This is a genomic window from Blautia sp. DFI.9.10, from assembly GCF_024461705.1.
Classification (GTDB): domain Bacteria; phylum Bacillota; class Clostridia; order Lachnospirales; family Lachnospiraceae; genus Blautia_A; species Blautia_A fusiformis.
On record NZ_JANGAA010000023.1, the window covers coordinates 1 to 22,380 of the forward strand.

Annotated in this window: 19 protein-coding genes; 18 read left to right on the forward strand and 1 reads right to left on the reverse strand. The window is 39.5% G+C overall.

Annotated elements, in window-relative coordinates:
• Positions 1–24 precede the first annotated feature (24 nt).
• From NE671_RS12810 to NE671_RS12835, 6 genes are all read left to right on the forward strand, one after another.
• A complete protein-coding gene (locus NE671_RS12810) occupies positions 25–1,827 on the forward strand; it encodes a hypothetical protein (RefSeq protein ID WP_256164056.1) in 1,803 nt (600 codons plus the stop codon).
• Entirely contained in the window at positions 1,827–4,259 is a 2,433-nt protein-coding gene (locus NE671_RS12815) for a hypothetical protein (protein WP_256164057.1), read from the forward strand. Before NE671_RS12810 ends, NE671_RS12815 begins: the two co-directional genes overlap by 1 nt.
• Positions 4,256–4,468, forward strand: coding sequence for a hypothetical protein (locus tag NE671_RS12820; protein WP_005422985.1), 213 nt, complete (start codon positions 4,256–4,258; stop codon positions 4,466–4,468). Before NE671_RS12815 ends, NE671_RS12820 begins: the two co-directional genes overlap by 4 nt.
• A gap of 217 nt (positions 4,469–4,685) precedes the next feature.
• The gene (locus tag NE671_RS12825; protein WP_243149041.1) at positions 4,686–5,447 is read left to right on the forward strand and encodes an Rpn family recombination-promoting nuclease/putative transposase; all 762 of its coding nucleotides are present in this window, start codon (positions 4,686–4,688) and stop codon (positions 5,445–5,447) included.
• 159 nt (positions 5,448–5,606) lie between these two features.
• The gene (locus NE671_RS12830) at positions 5,607–6,053 is read left to right on the forward strand and encodes a flavodoxin (protein ID WP_119200559.1); all 447 of its coding nucleotides are present in this window, start codon (positions 5,607–5,609) and stop codon (positions 6,051–6,053) included.
• A 30-nt stretch (positions 6,054–6,083) separates the two neighbouring features.
• Positions 6,084–6,335, forward strand: a complete 252-nt coding sequence (locus NE671_RS12835; RefSeq protein ID WP_173746617.1) for a hypothetical protein — start codon at positions 6,084–6,086, stop codon at positions 6,333–6,335.
• 89 nt (positions 6,336–6,424) lie between these two features.
• Here the strand turns inward: NE671_RS12835 and NE671_RS12840 are convergent, their stop codons facing one another.
• The gene (locus NE671_RS12840) at positions 6,425–7,534 is read right to left on the reverse strand and encodes an adenosylcobinamide amidohydrolase (protein ID WP_256164058.1); all 1,110 of its coding nucleotides are present in this window, start codon (positions 7,532–7,534) and stop codon (positions 6,425–6,427) included.
• A 1,205-nt stretch (positions 7,535–8,739) separates the two neighbouring features.
• Between NE671_RS12840 and NE671_RS12845 the strand changes: the two genes are divergently transcribed.
• The 12 genes from NE671_RS12845 (at position 8,740) to mutS (ending at position 22,376) form a co-directional block, all read left to right on the forward strand.
• Positions 8,740–9,159 (forward strand): DUF4313 domain-containing protein, encoded by a 420-nt coding sequence (locus NE671_RS12845; protein WP_227190709.1) that lies wholly within the window; start codon positions 8,740–8,742, stop codon positions 9,157–9,159.
• 45 nt (positions 9,160–9,204) lie between these two features.
• Complete coding sequence (locus NE671_RS12850; protein WP_256164059.1) at positions 9,205–9,540, forward strand: hypothetical protein; 336 nt, start codon at positions 9,205–9,207, stop codon at positions 9,538–9,540.
• A complete protein-coding gene (locus tag NE671_RS12855; RefSeq protein WP_256164060.1) occupies positions 9,506–9,919 on the forward strand; it encodes a hypothetical protein in 414 nt (137 codons plus the stop codon). The genes NE671_RS12850 and NE671_RS12855 overlap by 35 nt, the downstream gene beginning before the upstream one ends.
• Positions 9,920–9,986: 67 nt before the next feature.
• Positions 9,987–10,706 carry a Cas9 inhibitor AcrIIA9 family protein gene (locus NE671_RS12860; RefSeq protein WP_256164061.1) on the forward strand — a complete coding sequence of 240 codons (720 nt, stop codon included), beginning with the start codon at positions 9,987–9,989 and terminating at the stop codon, positions 10,704–10,706.
• Positions 10,707–10,717: 11 nt separating this feature from the next.
• Complete coding sequence (locus tag NE671_RS12865; RefSeq protein WP_256164062.1) at positions 10,718–11,260, forward strand: DUF7666 domain-containing protein; 543 nt, start codon at positions 10,718–10,720, stop codon at positions 11,258–11,260.
• Positions 11,257–12,195, forward strand: a complete 939-nt coding sequence (locus NE671_RS12870) for a hypothetical protein (protein WP_256164063.1) — start codon at positions 11,257–11,259, stop codon at positions 12,193–12,195. The genes NE671_RS12865 and NE671_RS12870 overlap by 4 nt, the downstream gene beginning before the upstream one ends.
• 54 nt (positions 12,196–12,249) lie before the next feature.
• A complete protein-coding gene (locus NE671_RS12875) occupies positions 12,250–13,449 on the forward strand; it encodes a PcfJ domain-containing protein (protein WP_256164064.1) in 1,200 nt (399 codons plus the stop codon).
• A 102-nt stretch (positions 13,450–13,551) separates the two neighbouring features.
• Entirely contained in the window at positions 13,552–15,741 is a 2,190-nt protein-coding gene (locus NE671_RS12880; RefSeq protein ID WP_256164065.1) for a PcfJ domain-containing protein, read from the forward strand.
• A gap of 638 nt (positions 15,742–16,379) precedes the next feature.
• A complete protein-coding gene (locus NE671_RS12885; protein WP_256164067.1) occupies positions 16,380–17,927 on the forward strand; it encodes a hypothetical protein in 1,548 nt (515 codons plus the stop codon).
• Between the two features lie 100 nt (positions 17,928–18,027).
• Positions 18,028–18,225 (forward strand): helix-turn-helix domain-containing protein, encoded by a 198-nt coding sequence (locus tag NE671_RS16215; protein ID WP_412122775.1) that lies wholly within the window; start codon positions 18,028–18,030, stop codon positions 18,223–18,225.
• An 81-nt stretch (positions 18,226–18,306) separates the two neighbouring features.
• Positions 18,307–19,590: a tyrosine-type recombinase/integrase gene (locus NE671_RS12890; RefSeq protein ID WP_256164068.1), complete on the forward strand. Its 1,284-nt coding sequence runs from the start codon at positions 18,307–18,309 to the stop codon at positions 19,588–19,590.
• A gap of 167 nt (positions 19,591–19,757) precedes the next feature.
• On the forward strand, positions 19,758–22,376 hold the full coding sequence (gene mutS / locus NE671_RS12895; protein ID WP_256164078.1) for a DNA mismatch repair protein MutS: 2,619 nt from the start codon (positions 19,758–19,760) through the stop codon (positions 22,374–22,376).
• Positions 22,377–22,380 lie beyond the last annotated feature (4 nt).

Sequence of the window (22,380 nt, forward strand, 5' to 3'; positions counted from 1 at the left end):
TAGGTAACAAAAAATGCCGTATTTATGCGGCTTGTGGCGTTTCGCAAACGCCTAAGTATCAATTATATCTGTGAGGAAAAGGAAAAGAATCGGTGGAAACAGGCCATGCATGCGTATCCATTTGAGCGAGCAGAAGAAATGCTGTTTGCCATGTCCATCCTCCCAGATGATGAAACACTGTGGGAAGGTATAAAACAGAAACTTGCTGACAGCTTTTCAAAGAACCGGAAGATATCCGTATTTACTGAATGGAATCTTTTCGTGTGGATGGTAGGCAAAGTAATGAAAAAGCTTAAAGGGTATCGCAAAAAGGATCTGGATATCCTGAAACTGCTGGTAAAGTTAACAGGCATAAATGCTAAAAATGCGGATGCCGTTTTGGAAAAACGTATGTGTATGTTTGGATATTCCGACAAAGAGACCGCTTTTTTAAATTTTGTACTGATGTATTTTGTAGAGAGACCCGATCGGATAAGCCTTTCCGGGTTGACAGCAGAAAAAATTGGTCTGAATGTATTAGAGGCATTTTTGCCCGGAAAAGAGACATATCCAGAAGAAGCTTATGTACTTTGTTCACGGATTTTAAGAACATATGGGAAACTTTCTGTCCGTATCGACGGTAAAGAACGGCTGGAAAAATGTATGAATGAAACGTTCAGGGTGGAAAATGTAAAAACGTTTCTTACGTTGTTTCCATTTAGAAGTAATGAACCGGAAGAGTGGCACTACATTGATCTGACAGAAGAAAAATGGGATCCTCTGGTAAAAGAACTCTCTTCGGAAGAATTTGAAGCGTGTGTTACAGATACTCTGAAAGGCAAAACATACAGTACGAAAAGTTTGCTGAAGTATCTGGAACGTTATGAAAACCTTACAGGAAAAAGATACCAGGATGTTTTTTGGAAAAAGAGTGAGCCGGAACTACATGTGGTTTTCAACCGGCTGATCCTGCATGGGATTTTGGATGGAAAAAAGTATCTGGAAGAGTTTGTAAAGGATTATAAAAATGAAGATCCAGATTTGGAAAAGAAATGGGAATTTATGGCAGGATATTTAAAAAGTGAAATAAAGGGTCTTTGTAATGAGCATTCCTATCCTATGCTGAAATTTCTGATCAATGAGATTGGAATGGATGGATGCGAATTCTTAAGCCCCTGGAGGATTTTAAAGGAAACTTTCTCCTTGGGATACTATGCTATCCGACATAGAGAGTGCGAATTTTTTTCGCCAGTTCTGGGAAAAGAGGAACACCGGGAACTGTTTTCAATGGTAGAAAAGAAGTTTTTTTATGAATATCCGGATATTTATCCAGAATACCTGACGGCCTTACTTTTAAAGGAAAGTACAGCACTTTGGATGGAACAGTCAGAAGCATATGAGCTTTCCAAATTGCTTCTTCCATTTATAAGTGATTCTTATCGAAGAGAAACCCTGTATCAGAGATATATGACAGAAGAGGATCGGAAAAGATATCAGGAACGGAAAGAATGGCTAAAGGAACAGAAAAAACGGATAGATCACTGGAAAACTGAAAAAAACATCAAACAGCAGTTTAATCAGATATTACGGGAAAACAGAAAAACGGATAAGGAGATTCAGTCTATTTATGAGTTTTACAAGAATGGTCGTTATTCATATGGCCATAAAAAGCTCTACTGTAAGATCGTTTCCTCGTATTTAAAAGATAATTTTGCAGGAACAGCGAAAAAGCCTATGGCAAAAAAGGAAGCTCTGTATCTTCTTAAGCTGGCAGAAAATATGTACCAGGACGAATGCATGGAGTTACCGGAGATTACTGAATTAATAGAAAGGGCAGAGGTAGCGTGATGATCGAAAGAATCTTAAAGCACATGAATATTTACAGGGAAATGAAAAATGCAGCAATTCCCCTGAACCTGATAGGAAAGAAAGGGGAAGATTCCTGTATGAATGCGGCCAGACTGGTAAATCAGCAGGAACTTTCCGGTCTGATGGAGGGGTTAAATGAGGAGACGATTTCTTCTTTGATGGACGATCCGGAAATACTCAGCTATTTGGGGAAAATGAACAAAAAGGATTTTCCTATTTTAGAACCAGACCGCATCAGAATGGTCATAGAATGTGCGGGAAATGAAAAGCTGTCCGAATTTCCCTATGAAAAGATTGAGAAAGTACTGGCAGATAAAGAAATCCCGGACCGGATCGTATATGTTTATCTGAAATATTATGCTTTTCTGGAACCGAAAGAAGAGTTAAAGAAACAGCTTGTAGCAAGTCTTGATACCTGCATTGGTGAGTTTGATGTTGCCCGTGCGGGAATAAAGATACGCATGCTTTTGATAAATCCGGTTTTTTCAACAGAGCTTCTTTATGAGCTGCTCAAGGATGAGGAATCATTGGCATTACTTTTGAAGCAGGATCTGATGGAACTCGTAAATTATTTATCCGAGTTTTGTAAAGAAACGGAAAGCTTAAATAAGAAACAGCTGGAAGAACTGAGCCGGCATCCAAAAGAAATTCGGAATGGACTGGAAGTGGTTCTCACTCAGATTCCAAAAGAATGGCAGGCCTCTTTTCTTCACTTGTGGCTTTGGAACGAATCATTATATGCAGATATTCCGAAGCTGATAAGATTTTTGACAGGTCCGGATGCAGATTTTGAAAAGGTTTCAAACGGAAAGGCAGCCTATGTGAACACTCTGTATGGAAATCCGCTTCCAGATATGGATCTTTATGAGCTCACTTTGGAAAAGACAGAGCTTATCCTGTATGCCATTACGAAACGGAAGAAACATTTCCTGGAACTTTTGCGAAAGAATGGAGACTGGCTTATAAACCTTGACAGGAATTCGTTGATTCTGGATGAAGAGGTTTATAAAAGATGCCTGAATCTAAATACTTTAAACGAGCAAAATTTAAGGGATTGTGAATATATGGTAGTTCCCTGGAGAAAGAGTGAAGAATCACTGTTTTCGAAGCCTCGTGTATTTGAAGAATTGAAAGTCCTGTACAATGTGAAAGCAGTCTATATAGACCTGTATGATCGTTTAGCATACTCCAAAAGTGATGATCGTCTTCGGGTGATCCGTGAGTTGATAAAAAGAGACTGCCTGACAGATGCATTAGAGAAAAATCAGGTTGAGCGATTGGCAGAAGCTTTGTCAAAAAAGCCGCTTTCCAGATGGATGCAGGAGGATTTTAAAAACATTCTGGATCTTCGGCATGAAACAGCCATATGGATTCTGATATTTTTAATGAATTTTACTGAACTTTTAAAAGAGCTTACAAGGGATAATCAGGTTTACTTCCTTTTACATAATCAGAATCTTTTAAATGGCTGTTCCGGATTACCTGCATTGATGGACAAACTGTTGGCCCAGGATCCTTCCTGGAAGAATTTAAAGACAGAATTGAATATTTCGGATGCTTTTGTCGTGGAAAATAAATCCAATATCCAGAAGTTCATTTATGAAGGCGGCGCTGAGATCATGACTTCCTTTCTGAACAGGCAGCCGAAAAAGAAGGAAGAAATCCGAAGAATCGTAAATGCTGAGTTATTAGGCAAATTCATGGAGCTTAAATACCATGGAGGAGATCTGGGACGGGAAATTGCTTTTCCAATAAAAAGAGATACAGAAGAAATCTGGAAAGAAAAGCTGCTGCGCGTGGATTGTGGATGGGAAATCTGGGAAGAGGACAGCCTGCTTCCGGTCATGCAGATAGGAGAAGTACCGCTGCGCAGCTGCATTTCCTATCGGAATGGTCCAAATTGTGATTGTCTGTTATCCTGTTTTGATGCAAATAAAAAAATTATATTTATCAAACACAATGGTAAAATTGTATTTCGTGCAATCCTCCGTCTGACAAAGGGATCTTTTGTAGCTGCGGATGAAAGGAAGACGATTGAGTTTGTTGATGTGACTGTCAAAAGCGAACCACATGAAAATAAAGCAGAAGAACTGGTTTTGTTTTTGGAACGTTATTATCAAAGCGGACTTAGCGAACAGGAAATACGAAAAGCAGTAAATTTAACTGCTATGCTGGTAAAAGAAAAAGCAGAAAAACTTGGAGCAAGGCTTGTGCTTAGCAGCAGTTATAAGAATGTTCTGGAAAATAAAAACTATGTTTTGACAAACTTTTATATGTATATTTCCGCATCTAAAAATGGAAGCCAGTATCTGGACAGCCTTGGAGGGGTCGCTGGTGTCAGTGCTTCCGGAAGCTATACCTGTAATACATTTTTGCTGGAAGCAGAAGAGAGGAGAGAAGAGAGCTTATGAATATACGAAGAGCAGGAAGAAAAGTAGTAAAAAACCTACATAAAGAGTATGGCATATATCGGATCGGTTTTGTAAATATTTATGGTGAAGAAGATGAAACAGAATTGGACGCCATGAACATCAATGATCTGGAAAGATTATGGCTGTCTCTTTGTCCGGAATTTGAGTGCAAGGGAAACAGTGTATGCTATGTGGAACGGGTAGGTTAAAAAACACCCGATGCAACTCGGGGAAAAAGTGTCTTGTAAAGGTCATTCATTGATGCTAAGATAAAATAAACAAAAGCTTTTTCGAAAATTTCTTCATAACATAAAAAGAATAAAGTGGGAGGTGACAGCGAACGTGGCAGATGAAAAAATTGTGCCAGAGAACGGATTGGAAGTACGTTACGAAAGATATAAAGGTATTATTAAGAATTTTACACTCATGAGTGACATATTTATGAGAAATGTTTTCAAACAGAGAGAATGCCTGGAATATGTTCTGCAGGTCATTATGGAAAAACAGGATCTGAAAGTAATTGAGCAGATCATCCAGAAGGATTATAAGAATCTGCAGGGACGATCCGCAATCATGGACTGTGTTGCCAGAGATTCCGAAGGCAAACAGTTTGATGTGGAGATCCAGCAGGATAATGAAGGTGCATCACCTAAGAGGGCACGTTACCATAGTGGTTTGATGGACATGAACACTCTAAATCCAGGTCAGGATTTTGATGAATTACCGGAAAGCTATGTGATTTTTATTACCAGGGATGACATCCTTGGGTATGGTTTTCCTATTTACCATATTGACAGGCATATCAAAGAAGCCGATGATAGCTTTCAGGACGAAGCACATATTATATATGTGAATTCCAGAAAACAGGAAGACACAGAACTTGGGAGACTTATGCATGATCTGCATTGTAAGAATGCGGATGAAATGCACAGTCCAGTTCTTGCAAAGAGGGTACATGAATTAAAAGACACGCAGAAAGGGGTTGAGCTTATGTGCCATGAAATGGAAAAAATTTATAGCGAAGGAATGGAAAGCGGCGAAAAGCGCGGTGAATTAAAGGCTAAAAAGGAAACAGCCCTTTCACTTGCAGAAATGGGTCTGCCTGTTGAAAAAATTGCAAAAGCTGTAAATCATAATGTGAATGAAGTCCAAAAATGGATTGATGAAAATCTATGTGCAATAAAATAAGGAACGCATTTATAAATGGGCAGGTCTATTGGGCTTGCCCTGATTTATATAATATCGTGTTTAAGAGTAAATATCCAGTTATAATAGAGCAGTTATTCTGTATCAGAGTTGTAGAGACATCAGCCATAAATATATAGTATTAGAAAAGGAGCCTATCAAATGGAAACATTAGTTATCTATTTTTCGCAGAAAGGAAAGACAAAAGAAGCTGCTGGACGGATCGCACAGCTTTCCGGTGCAGATCTGGCAGAGATTAAGACTCATAAATCTTACCGGATGTCTTATAGAAAAACGGTATTTACCGCATTAAAAGAAATTTTATTAAATGAGCGGCCAGAACTGGATATGGAGATTCCTGATATTTCTGCATACGACAGGATACTGATAGGAAGCCCGATCTGGTGTGGAACATTTCCAAATGCAGTATTCAGTTTTCTGGACAAGGTAAACCTGAATGGAAAAAAAGCAGCAATTTTTACAACCAGCGGAGCTACAGAACCACAGAATGTTGCAGTGAAGATCAAAAAGAAATATTCTGCAAAATGGTGCAGACCATTTAATGCGAACCATGCAACAGATGAAAATATCACAGATTGGTTAAAATAGTATGATCTCACAAACAGGAATGAGGATGAAATGCACAGTCCGGTTCTTGCAAAACGGGTACATGAATTAAAAGACACGCAGAAAGGGGCCACGCTTATGTGCCATGAAATGGAAAAAATTTATAGCGAAGGAATGGAAAGCGGCGAACTAAAAAAAGCAAAAGAGACAGCTCTTTCTATGGCAGAAGAGGGGATGGATGTTAAGAAAATTGCCCGTTTGGTTAAAGTAAGCGAAGACGACATCCAGAAATGGATTGATGAAAACATGTGTGTAGCGAAGTAAATAAAAATGATATTATAGTGGGTAAGTCGGTTTTCGACTTACCCATTTATATTAAAAGCTAGAAATTTTGAGCACTATGTCCAACAATTCTAAATAGCAATATACAATAAAAGCAGATACATAAGCTGTTCTTTTAATGAAAAATGCAGCAATCCGGGCTGCTCCCATGCTTTTGCCGGATATGCTTTTTCAAAAAAGTCTCCATCTTTCCAATAGAGTCCATAAATTAGAAGACGTTTCCCCTCCCGGATAGCTTCCGGCTCCATAATCAACTCCCAACGAACCTGATCCATAAGGTGAAGATAAAGTGATACACATAGAACCAGGTTACTGGTACGATTGTGTGCAAGAAACTTCTGCTCCAATAATGAGGGCATTTCAAAAGAAATCTTAAAATCATTAAAAATTTTTCTGTATTCTATATAAAACTCCCATAAAGTAGCAGGTGTGATCTTATATCTTGCAGTGCGTGCAGATAAAAGAAATTGCCTCGGGCCAGAGGCCGCTGTTTGGTTAAGAAGAGCTTGTTTTACGGCAGATTTCACGGATTTTCCAATCAGTTCACCAAGTTTGGAATGTCCAGAAGCATCCGTAAGAGTTCTGGTACCATCAAGATTAGAAGCGATTACAATTCCGTCAGTTCCAGAACCTGTTGCGATCTCTTCGGAATAGCAGCTTCCCAGTAATAACTGAGAAACAGCAGCAGCTTTCGATTCTCCACAAAGCATCAGTGCTCTGGACATTGCTGTATCAGTCAAATTCTGATTAATGAACAGAAAAATATTGATTGTTCCAGGAAGAAGCATTTCATAATTTCCATCCTCTTCGTAGTAAGAAGCGGGATCGCCGGGATGCATGCCATTGGAGTCAATTCCACCGGTCACAACAGCAGTTACCGTAAGATCCCGGAAGCATACTTCTTCTATAGCACGTAATTCAGTCCAGGCTGCGGTACTTAAGGCAGTAGTGCAGTAGGGGGAAAGACCAAGGGCGTGGACATGTGCAGCTAGATCTTTTTCATAAGTATCTCCAAGCATTTTACATTCATAAGAACCATTCATACAATTGATATTTACAGCATGAGAAAGGTGCCTTGTAAGGCCTCCGTTTAAAGGACTTGTGCTAAGAACTTTTGCTTTTTGTGAAAAAGTGAAGATGGTATTCCCCAATTTTTGCTCGCAGGTAAAAAATGTATTCATTACGTTTCCTTCTTGTGTATGTTTTTTTATTTATTTTATTAATATCTTTTGATTACGTCAATTAAAAGTGTTATCTTCTATATACTTTCGGGCATCAAAGGATATTGACTGGATGAAAAGGGAGGTTGATAGGATATTTAATGAAAATCAGATATAAAAAATGTATGTACAAAAGGTGAGAAATTGTCGCTATAAAACAATACTTTTATTTTCATAATCTAAAGATATCGAAACTGAACAGATTAATGTATATGAAAAAATATGAATTAATCTGTTTTTGTGTTATTATATAAAAATATGAATGCCCAATATCTACAAACAGTATAAGTTTTTAGGTCGTAAATCATTTTTAATTAAAAAGGATTTTAATATGATAGATGAAATAACAATGAATGAATTAAGAAAATGAAAGATGAACTTCGTCGGCCAATGATGTTGCTTGTTAAAGCTCAAAAGAAATAAAAATATTATGAAGTAGGCAGTGCATAATTAAAAGAGAACTATAAATTATCGAGAGTTTTAGAAGCTTTTCTACAGGAAAGTATAATTTTTACAAATTCTTAAAATTTATACCATAGTATCGTCATAAATATACTGTACATTAATAATTGCAGATGCTAATTAAGGTATCTCATTTTTAGATATTTTTCTTTTTCATATGCCGGTACGAAAGTATCGGCCTCCTTCCTTTTTAGGACGTATTATTATAATTTGCACAAATCTTAGCCCATAAGAGAGTGACGCTCTGCATATCCTCGGTAGAGCGTCCTTGTGCGTTTATGGATCTTATTTTTTATAGTATATTTCAATATATGACTCCTTGGAAATTTTCCTGATGGACGTAGAAATGACAGAGAAGTAAAAATGGTAAGCGTACTTGAAAAATGGCAGAATAACAAGATATAGCATTCTATGCGCTGTATTTTATTGACGAATTCAATATATTGTGTTACCATATAAATGGATTATTTTTTATGCATGGTTTGCCACGCAGTAAAGTTTTTTGTTCCGGATATGCTGTTCCGGGAGCAACATTTAGGCGAAGGCCTTTTATCAATAGGAAGACATCAAAAATCAAAAGAAGATTTTTGGTGTCTTTTTTTGTTGTCCAAAAACGAAATGTGAGGTGTACAAAAAACAGGAAAGGAGGAAATATAAAATAATCCATAAAAGATGAACAGGAAAATCAAAAAAGGAGGCAGAATATGGGACAGGATATATGCATTCGAAAAGATGAAAAACCATTGGGATATGACTGGGAATGTGGACATGAGGAATTATATGTCAGAGTGAATATGTACTACAACGGATCCCTGTATGTCGGATTATGGCAAAAGCAAAAGGAATGTGAGAAAAAGCTGGAATTATTTGGAGACCTTACAATTGGAGTTATGGGATTCCTAAGACCGGGGCAGGCAATAATCTCGGATTGCGGAGCAAAAGCAAAGGTTGCGTTTATTGAGAAGTATAAACTCGGAAAAGTTGTAGGTAAGAGGAAAATCAATTATGGCAGCTATTATGTTGCAGAGTTTAATCTTGCACGACTTGCACAGCTCGATCCAGAAGGTACGGAAAGATATCTGCTCGAAAATGGTCTTGATCAAAAAGAACTTAAAGCAGATTAGAGTAAAGATGTACATTTAAAAACCAGGCAATAAAGGTGGTGCGGCATGAAAGACGACGAATATAAGGGATATTACTGTCTACTGATTGCAATTTTGTGTGATTTGAATGCAGCGGAAGCCAGCACAATGTACGAATACGGACCAGATCATCCGCTTTGTCGGAAAATCCTGAAAAAGAAAGTTCGGAAACCGTCCATAAAAAAGCTAAAAGAAACAGAACAGGCAGCGGCTATGAAAGCTCTTCTTGATCAGGGATACAGCCAGGATGCAGTATCGGAAGCATTTCAGTGTTTTCCATCTACGGTCAGGCGCAGAGTAAGAAAATTAACAGAAAGGAAGGAAACGAATGACAGATCAGAAATTGATTGCAGGAATATTTAATGATTTTTTGGGACTTTATACGGGTAAAATTCAGACCGGTATCCGTCCTTTGATTGAAAAATATAAAAACCATCCCATGCTGATGGGGCTCCTCTCCAATTTGGATGAAGCGGCAAAGATTCAGACACCGAAAGCCATGAAAGAAATCTATTCTTTCTATAAGGAATATCGTGGCAGGGATCTGGAAGATGCTGACTGGAAGGAACTGACAGAAAAAGCCCGCCAGATCAGTGCAGGATGGGAGGAAAATGAATGGGTTCGCCGTGTTGTGTTGGAAATGATCAGTCTTTTGGATTCTGATGATGCAGAGAGACGCAGGATTGCATTGGAAGTAGAAAAAGAAATGGAAGCGGCTGAACAGAAAATGAATGCGGCATAAAAAGCAGGCAGGGGCAGGAGATTTTTTCTTCTGCCTCATGTTTTTATCAGGAAAGAAGGGACCGATTATGTTAAATGAGATCATAAAAACTGCAGAAGAATTAAATACAGCAGCATTGCATTACCGCCAGAGTGGGAATATGGATGGTGTGCGGGAACTTGCCAAAGCATATGCAGTTTCCAAAAAACAGACAGAGGAATTTATTCAAGGCAGCCGCTACCGGCTGGTTGATATACCGATTGAGGAAAGAAAGTTTGCGAATGCGTCTGAAAAACTGCGTGCAGAAATGTTTGCCTTAAAGGATGCAGGCTTTGCGGACATCATAGGACAGTATCTTGTAAATCTTGCCAAAACGGATTCTGCTTTAGATGCACAGGTGTTAAAAAAACATAAGATGCTTCAGAGATGTTTGGATTACGTGACGCAAAAAGCCTACAACATTGCACTGGAGGGAGCGAAAAAAAAGGGAGAGAACGGCATTCGGGCCAATACAGGCCTGGCACTCTCCGGCGACCAGGTTTTTCCCTGGGTACTTGAATATTATGCGAAAGATGATGAAAAAGAAATAGCAGAAAAAGAGCAGGAAGAAAAGAAAAAGATTCAAAAGGAATGGGATTCGGTAAATAAGAGAACGAAAACAATACCGAAAAACCAGGGGACAAAGAAAGATTCCGAGGTGCATCCCAAAGAAGCAGCGGAGCAGGAAGAAAAGCATATCAGCAAGAAAAAATCAAAAGATTCCGGGCAGATGTCCTTGTTTGACATGATGCAGCCGAAAGAGAGTTAAAGGAGAAGGATATGATCGCATATAAAGGATTTCAAAAGGATTTGAAATGTCGGGGCTTTCAGTTTCAGGAGTATGGCATAAATGAAACGGAAAAAGCAAACTGTAGACAAAATGGATTTCATTGTGCAGAAAACCCACTGGATTGTCTCTGCTATTATCCGAATTGGAAAAATTCCGTGTATTACATAGTAGATGCAACAGGGGATTTGGATGAAGATGGGGAAGATTCAAAAATCTCCTGCACAAAGATGCGCCTGTTAAAGAAAATTGAATTGAGAAGCCTGTTATTACATGGAGCTGCTTACATGGCGAAATATCCAAACCGGAAATGGAACTCCCATGTTGCAAAAGAAAACGGGACCAGCTGCAACGGATTTTGCATTGTACGTGGAAAAGACCCCAAAGCTAAAGGACAAAAGGGCGATTTACTGTTACTTTTAAAGGAGCAGCCTGGCAACAGCCAGATACTGGAAATTGGGGTCATCTGTATCGATGGTCAGAAATATCCGGAGGAAGCATGGATTGATGTGACTGGAAAGCTGGTGGAATTATGAGAAAAAAGAGGTTGATGGAGTTAAAACCATTAAAAGTGATGAATAGGCATATCGCCGATGCAAAGAAAACGGAAATATCTTTGAGTACACTGGAGAAACAAAGGGGTGAACCCGGAAAATATCGGATGTATTGTCGGGCAGCAGTAGAAAAAGGAATTTTAAAAGTGTATCTGTTTGCCGTAACGGATATTGAGGAGAATATAAACTTTCCAAGGTACCGTCTGTTTATCAGCAGAAAAGAGAGACGGTTTATTACCTATGATGAAAAATTAAAAAAATGGAGAAAGGCACTTCTTGAAAGTATCTTATGGGATGTAAGAACTAATTTGGGCAACATCTATGTAAATGGCTGTGATACAAAGATCATCCAAAAATATTTAAAGACAATACAGCCTGCAATCCGGGCACTGGAAGAGTTTCAGGCGAATATCCGTAAAGAACAAAGGATACGTCATGATAAAAAACTTACAGATTCATGGGACCAGGTGATGAAAACTGTATCTGGACTGCCTAAGAACTGGATCGGATGGGTTTCAAAATATGGAATTACGGAACACTATATCTTCTACAAGTATCAGAAAAATGGTGCTACAGAAGGATACTGTACATATTGCAAAAAACATGTTCCTATCCGCTCACCCAAATATAACCAGAAAGGACAGTGCAATGTGTGTGGACAACCGATTACTTTTCGTTCTGTGGGAAAGTCTGGAAGATTTTGTACAAAGTGGTACAGAGTCTATCTTATCCAAAGGAGACGCAAGACTTCTGGTTTTGTGCTCCGGATCTTTCATGCCAGAACGTGGTATAAAAGGGGCGGCTATACAGATTGCGAAACTACCTGCCATGAAGAGCAGAGAAGAATCTTCTCTGCAAATGGAAAGGAAATTTCCAATTTCGTTTATGATCTGTTCAAACAACGGGAAATGCGTTAGATTTCGTGTAGAAGTTCTTGGTATTATACTTGCTGTGACAGTCAATATAAAGGAATGGTTTATCCATATACCCTGTCGGATCTGTCCAGGCATGAATTAAAAGAAACAGGTCTGCGTGAGTACGCTCTTGGTCAGAAAAAGATAGATCCTGGAAAATATCTTTACCTGTGGAAGACATACCCGGTACTGGAACAGATTGTAAAAGCGGGGCTTTTCCAGTTAGTTGATGATGTACTGGACCACAGGGCAGCAGATGCAATAAAAAGGAAAGGCAGAAAACCAACAGAATTCCTGTCCGTAGATAAGAAAGAGTTTCGAAGACTCCGAGATATGAATGGCGGGGTAAAAGAACTTAAATGGCTGCAACTTGAAAAGAGTACAGGAAAAACAATCGGGGATGAAGAAATATGCTGGATGGTAAAAGAAGGATTTGAACCAAACGACCTGAAGTTTGTTCTGGATCAGATGAGCATCTGCCAGATTCGACATTATCTTGTGAAACAATCAGAAAAATCCGGGGATGATATCAGCCATGTGCTGCAGGTGTGGAACGATTATCTTTCTATGGCAAAAAGACTGGGAATGGATATACATGATTCCATTATTTACCGTACCAAAGATCTTCAACTGCGCCATAAAGAGGCGGTTTTGAAGATAGAAGAAATGAAACGCGGAATCCGACGCAGGGAGCTGGAAGAAAAGTATGTCGGATTTCAGAAACATCTCATTGATTTGAAAGAAAAATATGAGTTCAGTGACGGTGAATATCAGGTTATTGCGCCAAAGAGTATCGATGACATCCTATATGAAGGTGATACGCTTCATCACTGTGTAAATAAGACGGATACTTATTTTGACCGGATCGTTTCAAAGGAAAGCTATATCCTGTTTTTGCGGGAAAAAGAGAATCCGAAAGTACCGTTTTATACACTGGAAGTTGAACCAGATGGAACCATCCGGCAAAAACGTGCGGAATTTAACCGTCAAAATAAGGACATTGATAAGGTGACTTCTTTTTTAACATTGTGGCAGAAGGAAATTCAGAAGCGATTAACCAAAAAAGATCGTAAGAGCACAGAAGAAAGCAGGAAGCTCAGGCAGCAGAACTATCAGGAGATACGTGATAAGCATGTAGTTGTCCATGGCGGAGCATTTGCTGGGGAACTTCTGGCTGATCTTTTAGAGAAAGACTTAATGGACCTACCAGTGGAATCGGCAGAAAACGGAGAAAGCCCTACTGAAATAGCGGCGTAAATAAAAGGATAAAGTGGATGCGGCAGGGAGTTCCCCTGCTGCATTTGAGCAGAAAAGAGAAAATGACATTATATACAGCAGAAAATGAAGGAGAGGACGTAAATGAATAAAAAAGAATTGCGTAACATGAAATTGCTGGAAGCTACGGATGAACTGATAAAACTTGCAAAAGAAGATGTGCCGGTAAGAGATGAAGGATACTATACGGAGCAGCTGATTTATCAGAGGGGGCTATATTTACGTGCAGAAGTAGAAAACAATATTTTAAAAGTAGCATTTTATCTGGCAGAATATCTTTCCACGGACTGTCGGAAACCTGTATATACATTATACGTTGATAAAAAGAACGATGTTTTTAAAGGGTATGATTACCAGACAAAGAAATGGTCAGAAAGTATGCTGGATAAGACCATTTTTTCAAAATGGTTATATCAGGAAAATTCTTATATGAAAGAGGCGGATACAGCGTTGATCCAAAAGTATCTTGAAAGTGAATATGACGATGCTTTTTATGCACTGTATGTATATCAATGTGACCAGAGACACCGGAGGCTGGGAATGAAATATGAAAAAATTCTGACAAACTGGGATCAGTGTATGGATAGACTCCCAGAAGTTCCGAAAGACTGGCTGAGATGGCAGAAAAAAGTTGGAATTACCCAGAATTTTATCTTTTATCATTACAGCCGCAGGAAAGATCAGACAGGATATTGTAGTTGGTGTGAAAGCGAAGTTCCAATCAGCCATCCTCACCATAATGCAGTGGGGAATTGCCCAAAATGCAGACATCAGATTCAATATAAAGCATTAGGCCGGGCCAAAAATATAGAAACCCAAAAAGAGACTGCATACCTGCTTCAGACCTGTGGAAATAATGTGTTTGTTTTGAGAGAATTCCAGCTTCAGATGCTCATAGTAAGCAGCTCATATAAAAAACCAGTATATTCTTTCTTTGAGCGCCGGAGAATCCTGTATGATGAAGAATTAAATACGAAAGAATATTATTTCGGCCGTCATCATTGGACAAAAGAAAACCGATGGATCCAGGGTAAATTACAGGTTCCACTGTATCCAGGTTACGGTGGCTATATGACATATGAAAAATATAATATGGGAAATATTTATGGAAAATCACTGTATGGCATTAAAAACAGGACATTCCGTAGGACAGGATTCTACGAATATGCAAAAGTCAAAAGGTTTTTAGATCCGGTAAGTTTTTTTGAAATGGTTAAAGAAAGACCTTATCTGGAACGGCTCATTAAAGCAGGACTTTATCATCTGGCAGAGGACATTATGGATAATAAAGCACAGATCTATTGTGAAGATTCCGGAGACCTTGGAAAAGCACTGGGAATTGATAGATTCCGCTTAAAAAGGCTGCGTACAAACAATGGGGGAGAGATTTTTCTTCAATGGCTATTACTTGAAAAAGCCCAAAACAAATTGATCCGTGACGATGTGATTTCGTGGATGTGCCGGGAAAAGCTTAAACCAGCGGATCTTATGTTCATTATGGATCGTATGGCCCCTTTACAGATCAAAAATTATCTGGAAAAGCAGGCAGCAGAAAGTGGGGAATCCGTGAAAGACCTGATCAAAACATGGAAGGATTATCTCAATATGGCAATTCGGGTCGGAGTGAATGTGCAGGATTCTGTTATCTACCGTGCACGAAAACTCATGCAGAGACATAATGAAATGATAAAAGAGATAGAAGCAAAAGATTTGATTTTAAGAGCCGGAGAGCTGGAAAAGAAGTATCCGGGTCTGAATCGTATATGCAGGGATTTGAAAAAATATGAATATGCGGACAAAGAGTATCAGATCGTTGTGCCGGAAAAAGTGGATGACATTTTGTATGAAGCAAAACTGATGCATCACTGCGTAAATAATACAGAAACCTATTATGAACGAATGAGCCAGCAGGAATCCTATATCCTGTTTTTGAGAAAGGCAGAACAACCAACGGAGGCGTACTATACGCTTGAAGTGGAACCGGATGGGACCATAAGGCAGACACGTACTTTTTATAACCAGCAGAATGAAGATATTGAGCTTGCAAGGGATTTTCTTGTAAAATGGCAGAAACAATTAAAAAAGAAACTGGCAAAAGAAGATTATAAACTGGCTGTAAAAAGTCAGAGTCTCAGGAAAAAAGAGATTGACGAGCTCCGCAGCAAAGGCGTTCGTGTAAACGGTGTTGGGTATTGCAACAAATTGCTTGCTGAAATTCTGGAGGAAGATTTAATGGAGGCTGGGAATCGAGAACTGGAAGAACAGGCCGCATAATAGCAGATTGATATATCACAAAAGTAACTTTAACAGTAAAATGAAATTCCTGTGAAAATTTGGGGATATTTACAGAAACAGCTCTGAAATTCTCTTTTATTTAAGTATAAGGGATTTTATGGAATTCCTTAAATATACTCGAAACGGAGGATGAGATTTGGAGGAAAAATTAAAGTTGCTTTGGCTGATATTGATCTTTGTTGATTTTGGGCTTATGTTTGTTTCATTTCCAATCTTGATTTATGTGATTTTTTGTATGACATGAATACAAAAAGCCTTCTGTAAGTGCCCTTTTCCGGTGAAAAGACCGGAGGGGCATTTGCATGTATGCAACAGTTTATGCATGTATTCGCAGGAATACGAGTAAAATACTACCCAGCTGCTACTGTTTAAAGCCTGTAGTGAAATTGACATTAAGTATCTGGAATGATACGATAAAATAGAACATTTTGCAAGGCAGATTGCACAAATTTTATTCTGATACGAGGTCAGAATTTTATACTTTATACCGCGTCTGCGGATCAACCGATAAAGACACAAAAAGAGTAAAATGGACTCTTGGAGTGTCTTTTTTTGTTTGGCAAAATGTTTTGACATGTATCAGATCCAATCACGATAAAAGGAGGAAAGAAGTTTTTATGCCACGTAAAATCAGATCAAATTACATGGAGAAATTCAAATTTGTGTACAATGGCAGAACTTTTGAAAGTAAGCATAAATGCTGTAATTTTTATGGAATATGTTACCGTAGTGTAATGGCGTATCAGAATCAATATAAATGTAGAACTGAAGAAGCGATTACACATTTTATTGAATTGAAAAAAAGTAAAGAGATCATATTCCGAAATCGAAAATGGGCCAGCATTAAGACCTGCTGCGAATTTTATGATATAAACGAAGCTTCCGTTAAAACAGATATGTGGAATCGAAAATGCACACCGCAGGAAGCAATTGAACGGGCAATAGAATGGAAAAAGGCACATGAAATCACATATCATGGAGTGAAGTATCCATCACTTCCTCAATGCTGTGAAGAATTGGGAATAAATCCTATATCCGTACGTTTGTATATGGAAAAGAATGGAGTTTCTTCTACACGTGCGATTACACATTACATTAAATCTAAAAAGCAAAGAATCTTTGCATTCCGGGGAAAAGAATACAATAGTTTCACGGAATGTTGTCTCGCGTATGACCTGAACCCCAAAATTGTAAGAAGTGCTGCCTATAGAACCAAAAGCTCCTTGCCAGAGACGTTAGAAAAAAATGTTTCTCATATGGAAGGTTGCGTGCCACAGGAATCCACAGGAAATGATGAGAATTCTGGAAACAAGGTAATATCAAAAAAAAGGCACCGCGCAAAAGAACCATTCTTTTATGAAGGGGAAAAATATGTTTCCCTTGGACAGTGTTGTGAGATATACGGAATTAATGAAACCAGTGTACGGGCCAGAGCATGGCGGATTCATTGCACCTGGGAAGAGGCTGTAAAACATTTTATAGAAAAAAGCAATGCGGATGAACTAAAAAAGATATTTGTATATAAGGGAAAAGAATATCAAAGTGTTGCTGAATGCTGCAGAAAGTATGATGTTCGTGCCGCCAGTGTCCGTAACCGGGCTTCCTCGACTGGATGTAGTATAGAAGAGGCCCTGGATCATTTCATAAAGAAAAAAATAGTGACAAAGAAAAATGAATTTGTATTCCGAAATAAAATCTATGAAACGTTGGAAGAATGCTGTGAGGTTTATGGTGTGAATGCAAACAGCGTATCTTCAAGAAAGTATAGATTAGGGTGCAGCACAGATGAATCGTTGGAACATTTTATTGCAAACAAAGAGATAATCGAAGAAAGGATACAGAAGTTTACATTTAAGGGGACGGAATACCCCAGTCTCCGAGCATGCTGTAAAAAATATGGCATTGAAGATGCGTGTGTAAGGCAGAGAGCCAGAGATAAAAATTGTTCCATAGAAGAATCATTTGAGCATTTTATGACAAGAAAAAGAAAAAAGATGCTGGATAATCCTGAATTTGATTATCATGGAACCCTTTATCCATCGCTTAAGGAATGCTGCGAAAAACTAAAGATAAGTAAAAATAGTGTAGTAAGCAAAAGTCGTCGGAGCGGATGCAGCTTACAGGAAGCGGTAGAATATTATGTAAAAAAGCAGCACAATAAATAAAACAAAATCACAGGGACTCGCAGGAAGTCCGTTTATAGAATCCATAGGAGAGGAGGAACAGCCAATATCATCTGCCTGCAGATATTGGCTGTAATTATATATGATACATAAAAAGAAACAACCGGCAGCAGATAACGATAAGATTCTTATATCAGTTAAGGAAGCCTGTGAACTGACAGGGCTTTCTGAGAAAACAATGCGAACACTTATGAACAATAATACCTTCATGGTACGAATTGGGCGAAGAGCCCTGATTGATAAGAAAAAATTTCAGAAATGGATAGATCGGCAGTCTTGAAAGGTTTTTGGGGTTGTGTTAAAATTAAGTCCAGTGCCATGCATGATCATCTATTGTTATTAGAAAAAGGATGGTAATGTTATGGGAAAAAATCTAAAAGGAAAAGAAATAGGTAAGGGAATCCGACAAAGAAAAGATGGGCGGTATGAAGCCAGAATCACAATTAAGGGTTCTGGCAAACCGCCTTTTTCTATCTATGGAACAAATCTTCAGCAAGTGAGAAAGCAAAGAAGCATGTATTTAGCGGAGGTTCTCCCAGGTGTTCCAGGCTTTGATTCGAGTATGTCCGTTTCAAAATGGTATGAGAAATGGATGGAACTTTATAAGGTTCGGAATCTTAAAGCAACCACGATAAGAAATTATGAAGATGGTTTTAGAAGAACGGAAGAATACATCGGTTACATGAAACTGGTAGATATCAAACCGGAACATATTCTTGACATGATTAAAAAATTGGAGGATGAAGGATACGCTCCTACATCAATCAAGCAATCATTAAGTGTCGTGCATCAAATGTTTGAGAGGGCAGCAGCCAGTAAAATGATTCCATCGGATCCTACAGCAGAAGTTAAGCTTTCCGTTGAGGCACCGGGAGAAGTGTTGACAGAACCTACAGAAGAAGCTTTGGATGTAAAAGAAAATTGTCTTAGTACAGATGAAAGCCATCGCTTTTTGGAAGCCATTAAAGGAGACCGTTATGAGGAACTTTTCTTGATTTTGATGCATACGGGAATGCGTATAGGCGAAGTACTTGCCTTACAATGGCGAGATGTTAATTTTAATGAAAAACATGTCCGTGTATACAAAACGTTAAACAGAGTCAAATTGTATTATGACAAGCAGGGAAAAAAACTTGCTGAGCCGTATTATGTTACACAAATTACATCACCGAAAAAAAAGAAAAGTGTCAGGATAATTCCGCTGCCGGATATTGCAATTGAAGCTTTTTTGAGCTGGAAAGAAAAACAGAATCAGGACAAAAAAGTGTTAGGCAAGAAATGGGGAACTGGAAATGATCTTCTAAAAAAATATCCTGGTCTGATATTTACAACATCGACAGGAATGAGTTATCTTCCTGGTAATGCTGAAGATGAATGTGAACGAATCAAAAATATTGTAAATAAGCAGGAATCATTAGAAGCTGAAAAAGACGGGCGAGAAGCAGAAATGTTAGAGGTAACTCCGCATAGTTTTCGTCATACTTTTGTAACAAGATGTGTACAGTCTGGAATGGAACCGGCTACGGTAGGTAAAATTAGCGGTCATTCTACTCAGAAAATGACAGAGTATTATACGCATCTTGAACAGGGGTATGTAAAAGATGAATACAAACGGTATGATGAAAAGTATGGAAAAGAAAGCTGATTTTGCTGATGAAATGAGATTTTAGGAAGAGGTTTAAATATTTGGAAAAAACAAGAAACACTGAAGAAGAAAAAAAAATGGGTCAAAAGTGGGTCAAAGAGGAACATAAAGCATCTACAAGCCGCGTAAATACAGGGCTTCCAGTCAACACAGGGAAATTATCACCGATGATGAAAGAATACGTAAAGACCAAAGAAGAGTACAGCGACTGTATCCTTTTTTACCGTCTGGGCGATTTTTATGAAATGTTCTTTGAGGATGCACTGACTGCATCCAGGGAACTGGAAATTACACTTACAGGAAAAGACTGCGGACTGGAAGAGAGAGCGCCCATGTGTGGCGTTCCTTTTCATGCTGCGGAAACTTATATCAACCGGCTGATCGAAAAGGGCTATAAGGTTGCCATCTGCGAACAGGTAGAAGATCCGAAAAAAGCCAAGGGTCTTGTTAAACGAGAGGTTGTCCGCATTGTCACGCCGGGAACTACTCTGGATACCATGTCACTGGACGAGTCCAAAAACAATTATCTGATGTCCATCGTCTCCATTGGAGAGCATTTTGGCTGTGCAATTGCAGATATCACAACCGGTGACTGTTTTCTCACAGAACTGGATAAACCTCAGAAGCTTCTGGATGAGATCAATAAATTTACACCTGCAGAGATCATCTGCAATGACGCCTTTCTTTTAAGCGGTGTGGATGTAGCGGATCTGAAGGGGCGTCTTGGAATCTGTGTATTTGCTCTGGATCCCTGGTACTTTGACGACCAGCTGTGCCAGAAAACCCTGAAAGAGCATTTTCACGTCGGAAATCTGGAAGGTCTCGGGATCGGAGATTATGACAGCGGGATCATTGCTTCCGGTGCACTGTTCCTGTATCTGAAGGAAACACAGAAAACAGCACTTTCCCATATGGCAAGCATCCGCCCTTACTCTGCTGAAAAATATATGCTCATCGACAGCTCCAGCCGTCGTAACCTGGAGCTTGTGGAAACCATGCGCGAAAAGCAGAAAAGAGGTTCTCTTCTCTGGGTTCTGGATAAAACCAAAACTGCCATGGGTGCAAGAACCCTTCGTTCTTATGTGGAGCAGCCTCTGATCGATGCAGAGGAAATCGAAAAGAGACTTGGTGCCCTGGAAGAACTGAACGCAAAACCTATGGATCGTGATGAGATCCGGGAATACTTAAATCCGATCTACGATCTGGAACGTCTGATAAGCCGTATCAGCTATAAATCTGCCAACCCAAGAGATCTGGTTTCCTTTGCCTCTTCCCTGGAAATGCTGCCTTATATAAAGCAGATCCTTGCAGAATTTAAATCTCCGCTGCTTATGCAGATCAACGAAGACATGGATCCATTGTCAGACATTACCGATCTGATCCGTAATTCCATTGCTGATGATCCGCCCCTTGCCCAAAAGGACGGCGGTATCATTCGGGAAGGTTATAACGAAGATGTGGATAAATTCCGCCGCTCCCGGACAGATGGAAAGAAGTGGTTATCTGAATTGGAAGCAAGAGAGCGGGAACGTACCGGTATTAAGAGCCTGAAGATCAAATATAACCGTGTATTCGGCTATTCCCTGGAAGTTACCAACACCTTCAAGGATCTCGTGCCGGAGGACTATATCCGCAAACAGACCCTTACCAACGCAGAGCGTTACATCACCCAGGAGCTGAAGGATCTGGAGGATCTGATCCTTGGAGCAGAAGATAAGCTTTATGCATTAGAATTTGAACTGTTTTCAGATATCCGTGATCAGGTTGGAGCTGAGGTTGTCCGTATCCAGCGTACTGCAAAGGCAGTAGCTGCTCTGGATGTTTTTGCTTCCCTTGCACTGGTTGCACAGAGGAATAACTTTGTCCGGCCCAAGATCAATGAGACCGGACTCATTGATATCCGAAATGGCCGCCACCCGGTTGTGGAACAGATGATCGAAAACGATATGTTCATTCCAAATGATACGTATCTTGACAACCACAAAAAACGTATCTCCATTATCACAGGACCGAACATGGCCGGAAAATCCACATACATGCGCCAGACAGCATTGATCGTACTGATGGCACAGATCGGAAGCTTTGTTCCTGCGGACAGTGCGAATATCGGTGTGGTTGACCGGATCTTCACCCGTGTGGGAGCATCCGATGACCTTGCAAGCGGACAGAGTACCTTTATGGTGGAGATGACAGAGGTTGCCAACATTCTTCGTAATGCCACTTCCCGAAGTCTTCTGATCCTGGATGAGATCGGACGTGGAACCAGTACCTTTGACGGCCTTTCCATTGCCTGGGCAGTGATCGAACACATCAGCAACACCAAACTCTGCGGCGCCAAGACCTTATTTGCGACCCATTATCATGAGCTTACCGAACTGGAAGGCAAGCTTTCCGGTGTCAACAACTACTGTATCGCTGTCAAGGAAAAAGGTGACGATATCGTATTCCTGCGTAAGATCGTAAAAGGCGGAGCAGATAAAAGCTATGGTATCCAGGTAGCCAAGCTTGCCGGTGTTCCGGATTCCGTGATCCAGCGTGCCAAGGAGCTGGTAGAGGAGCTCAGTGATGCAGATATCACTGCTGCTGTAAAAGATCTGACTGCTCCAAAGAAAAAGCAGAAGATCACCTATGATCAGTTAGATATGGCACAGATGTCACTGTTTGACACGGTACAGGACAATGATATCATTGAAGAGATCAAAAACCTGGAGATCGGGAATCTGACACCAATGGAAGCTTTAAATATTCTCTATAACCTGCAGAACAAAATTAAGAACCGGTGGTGATACC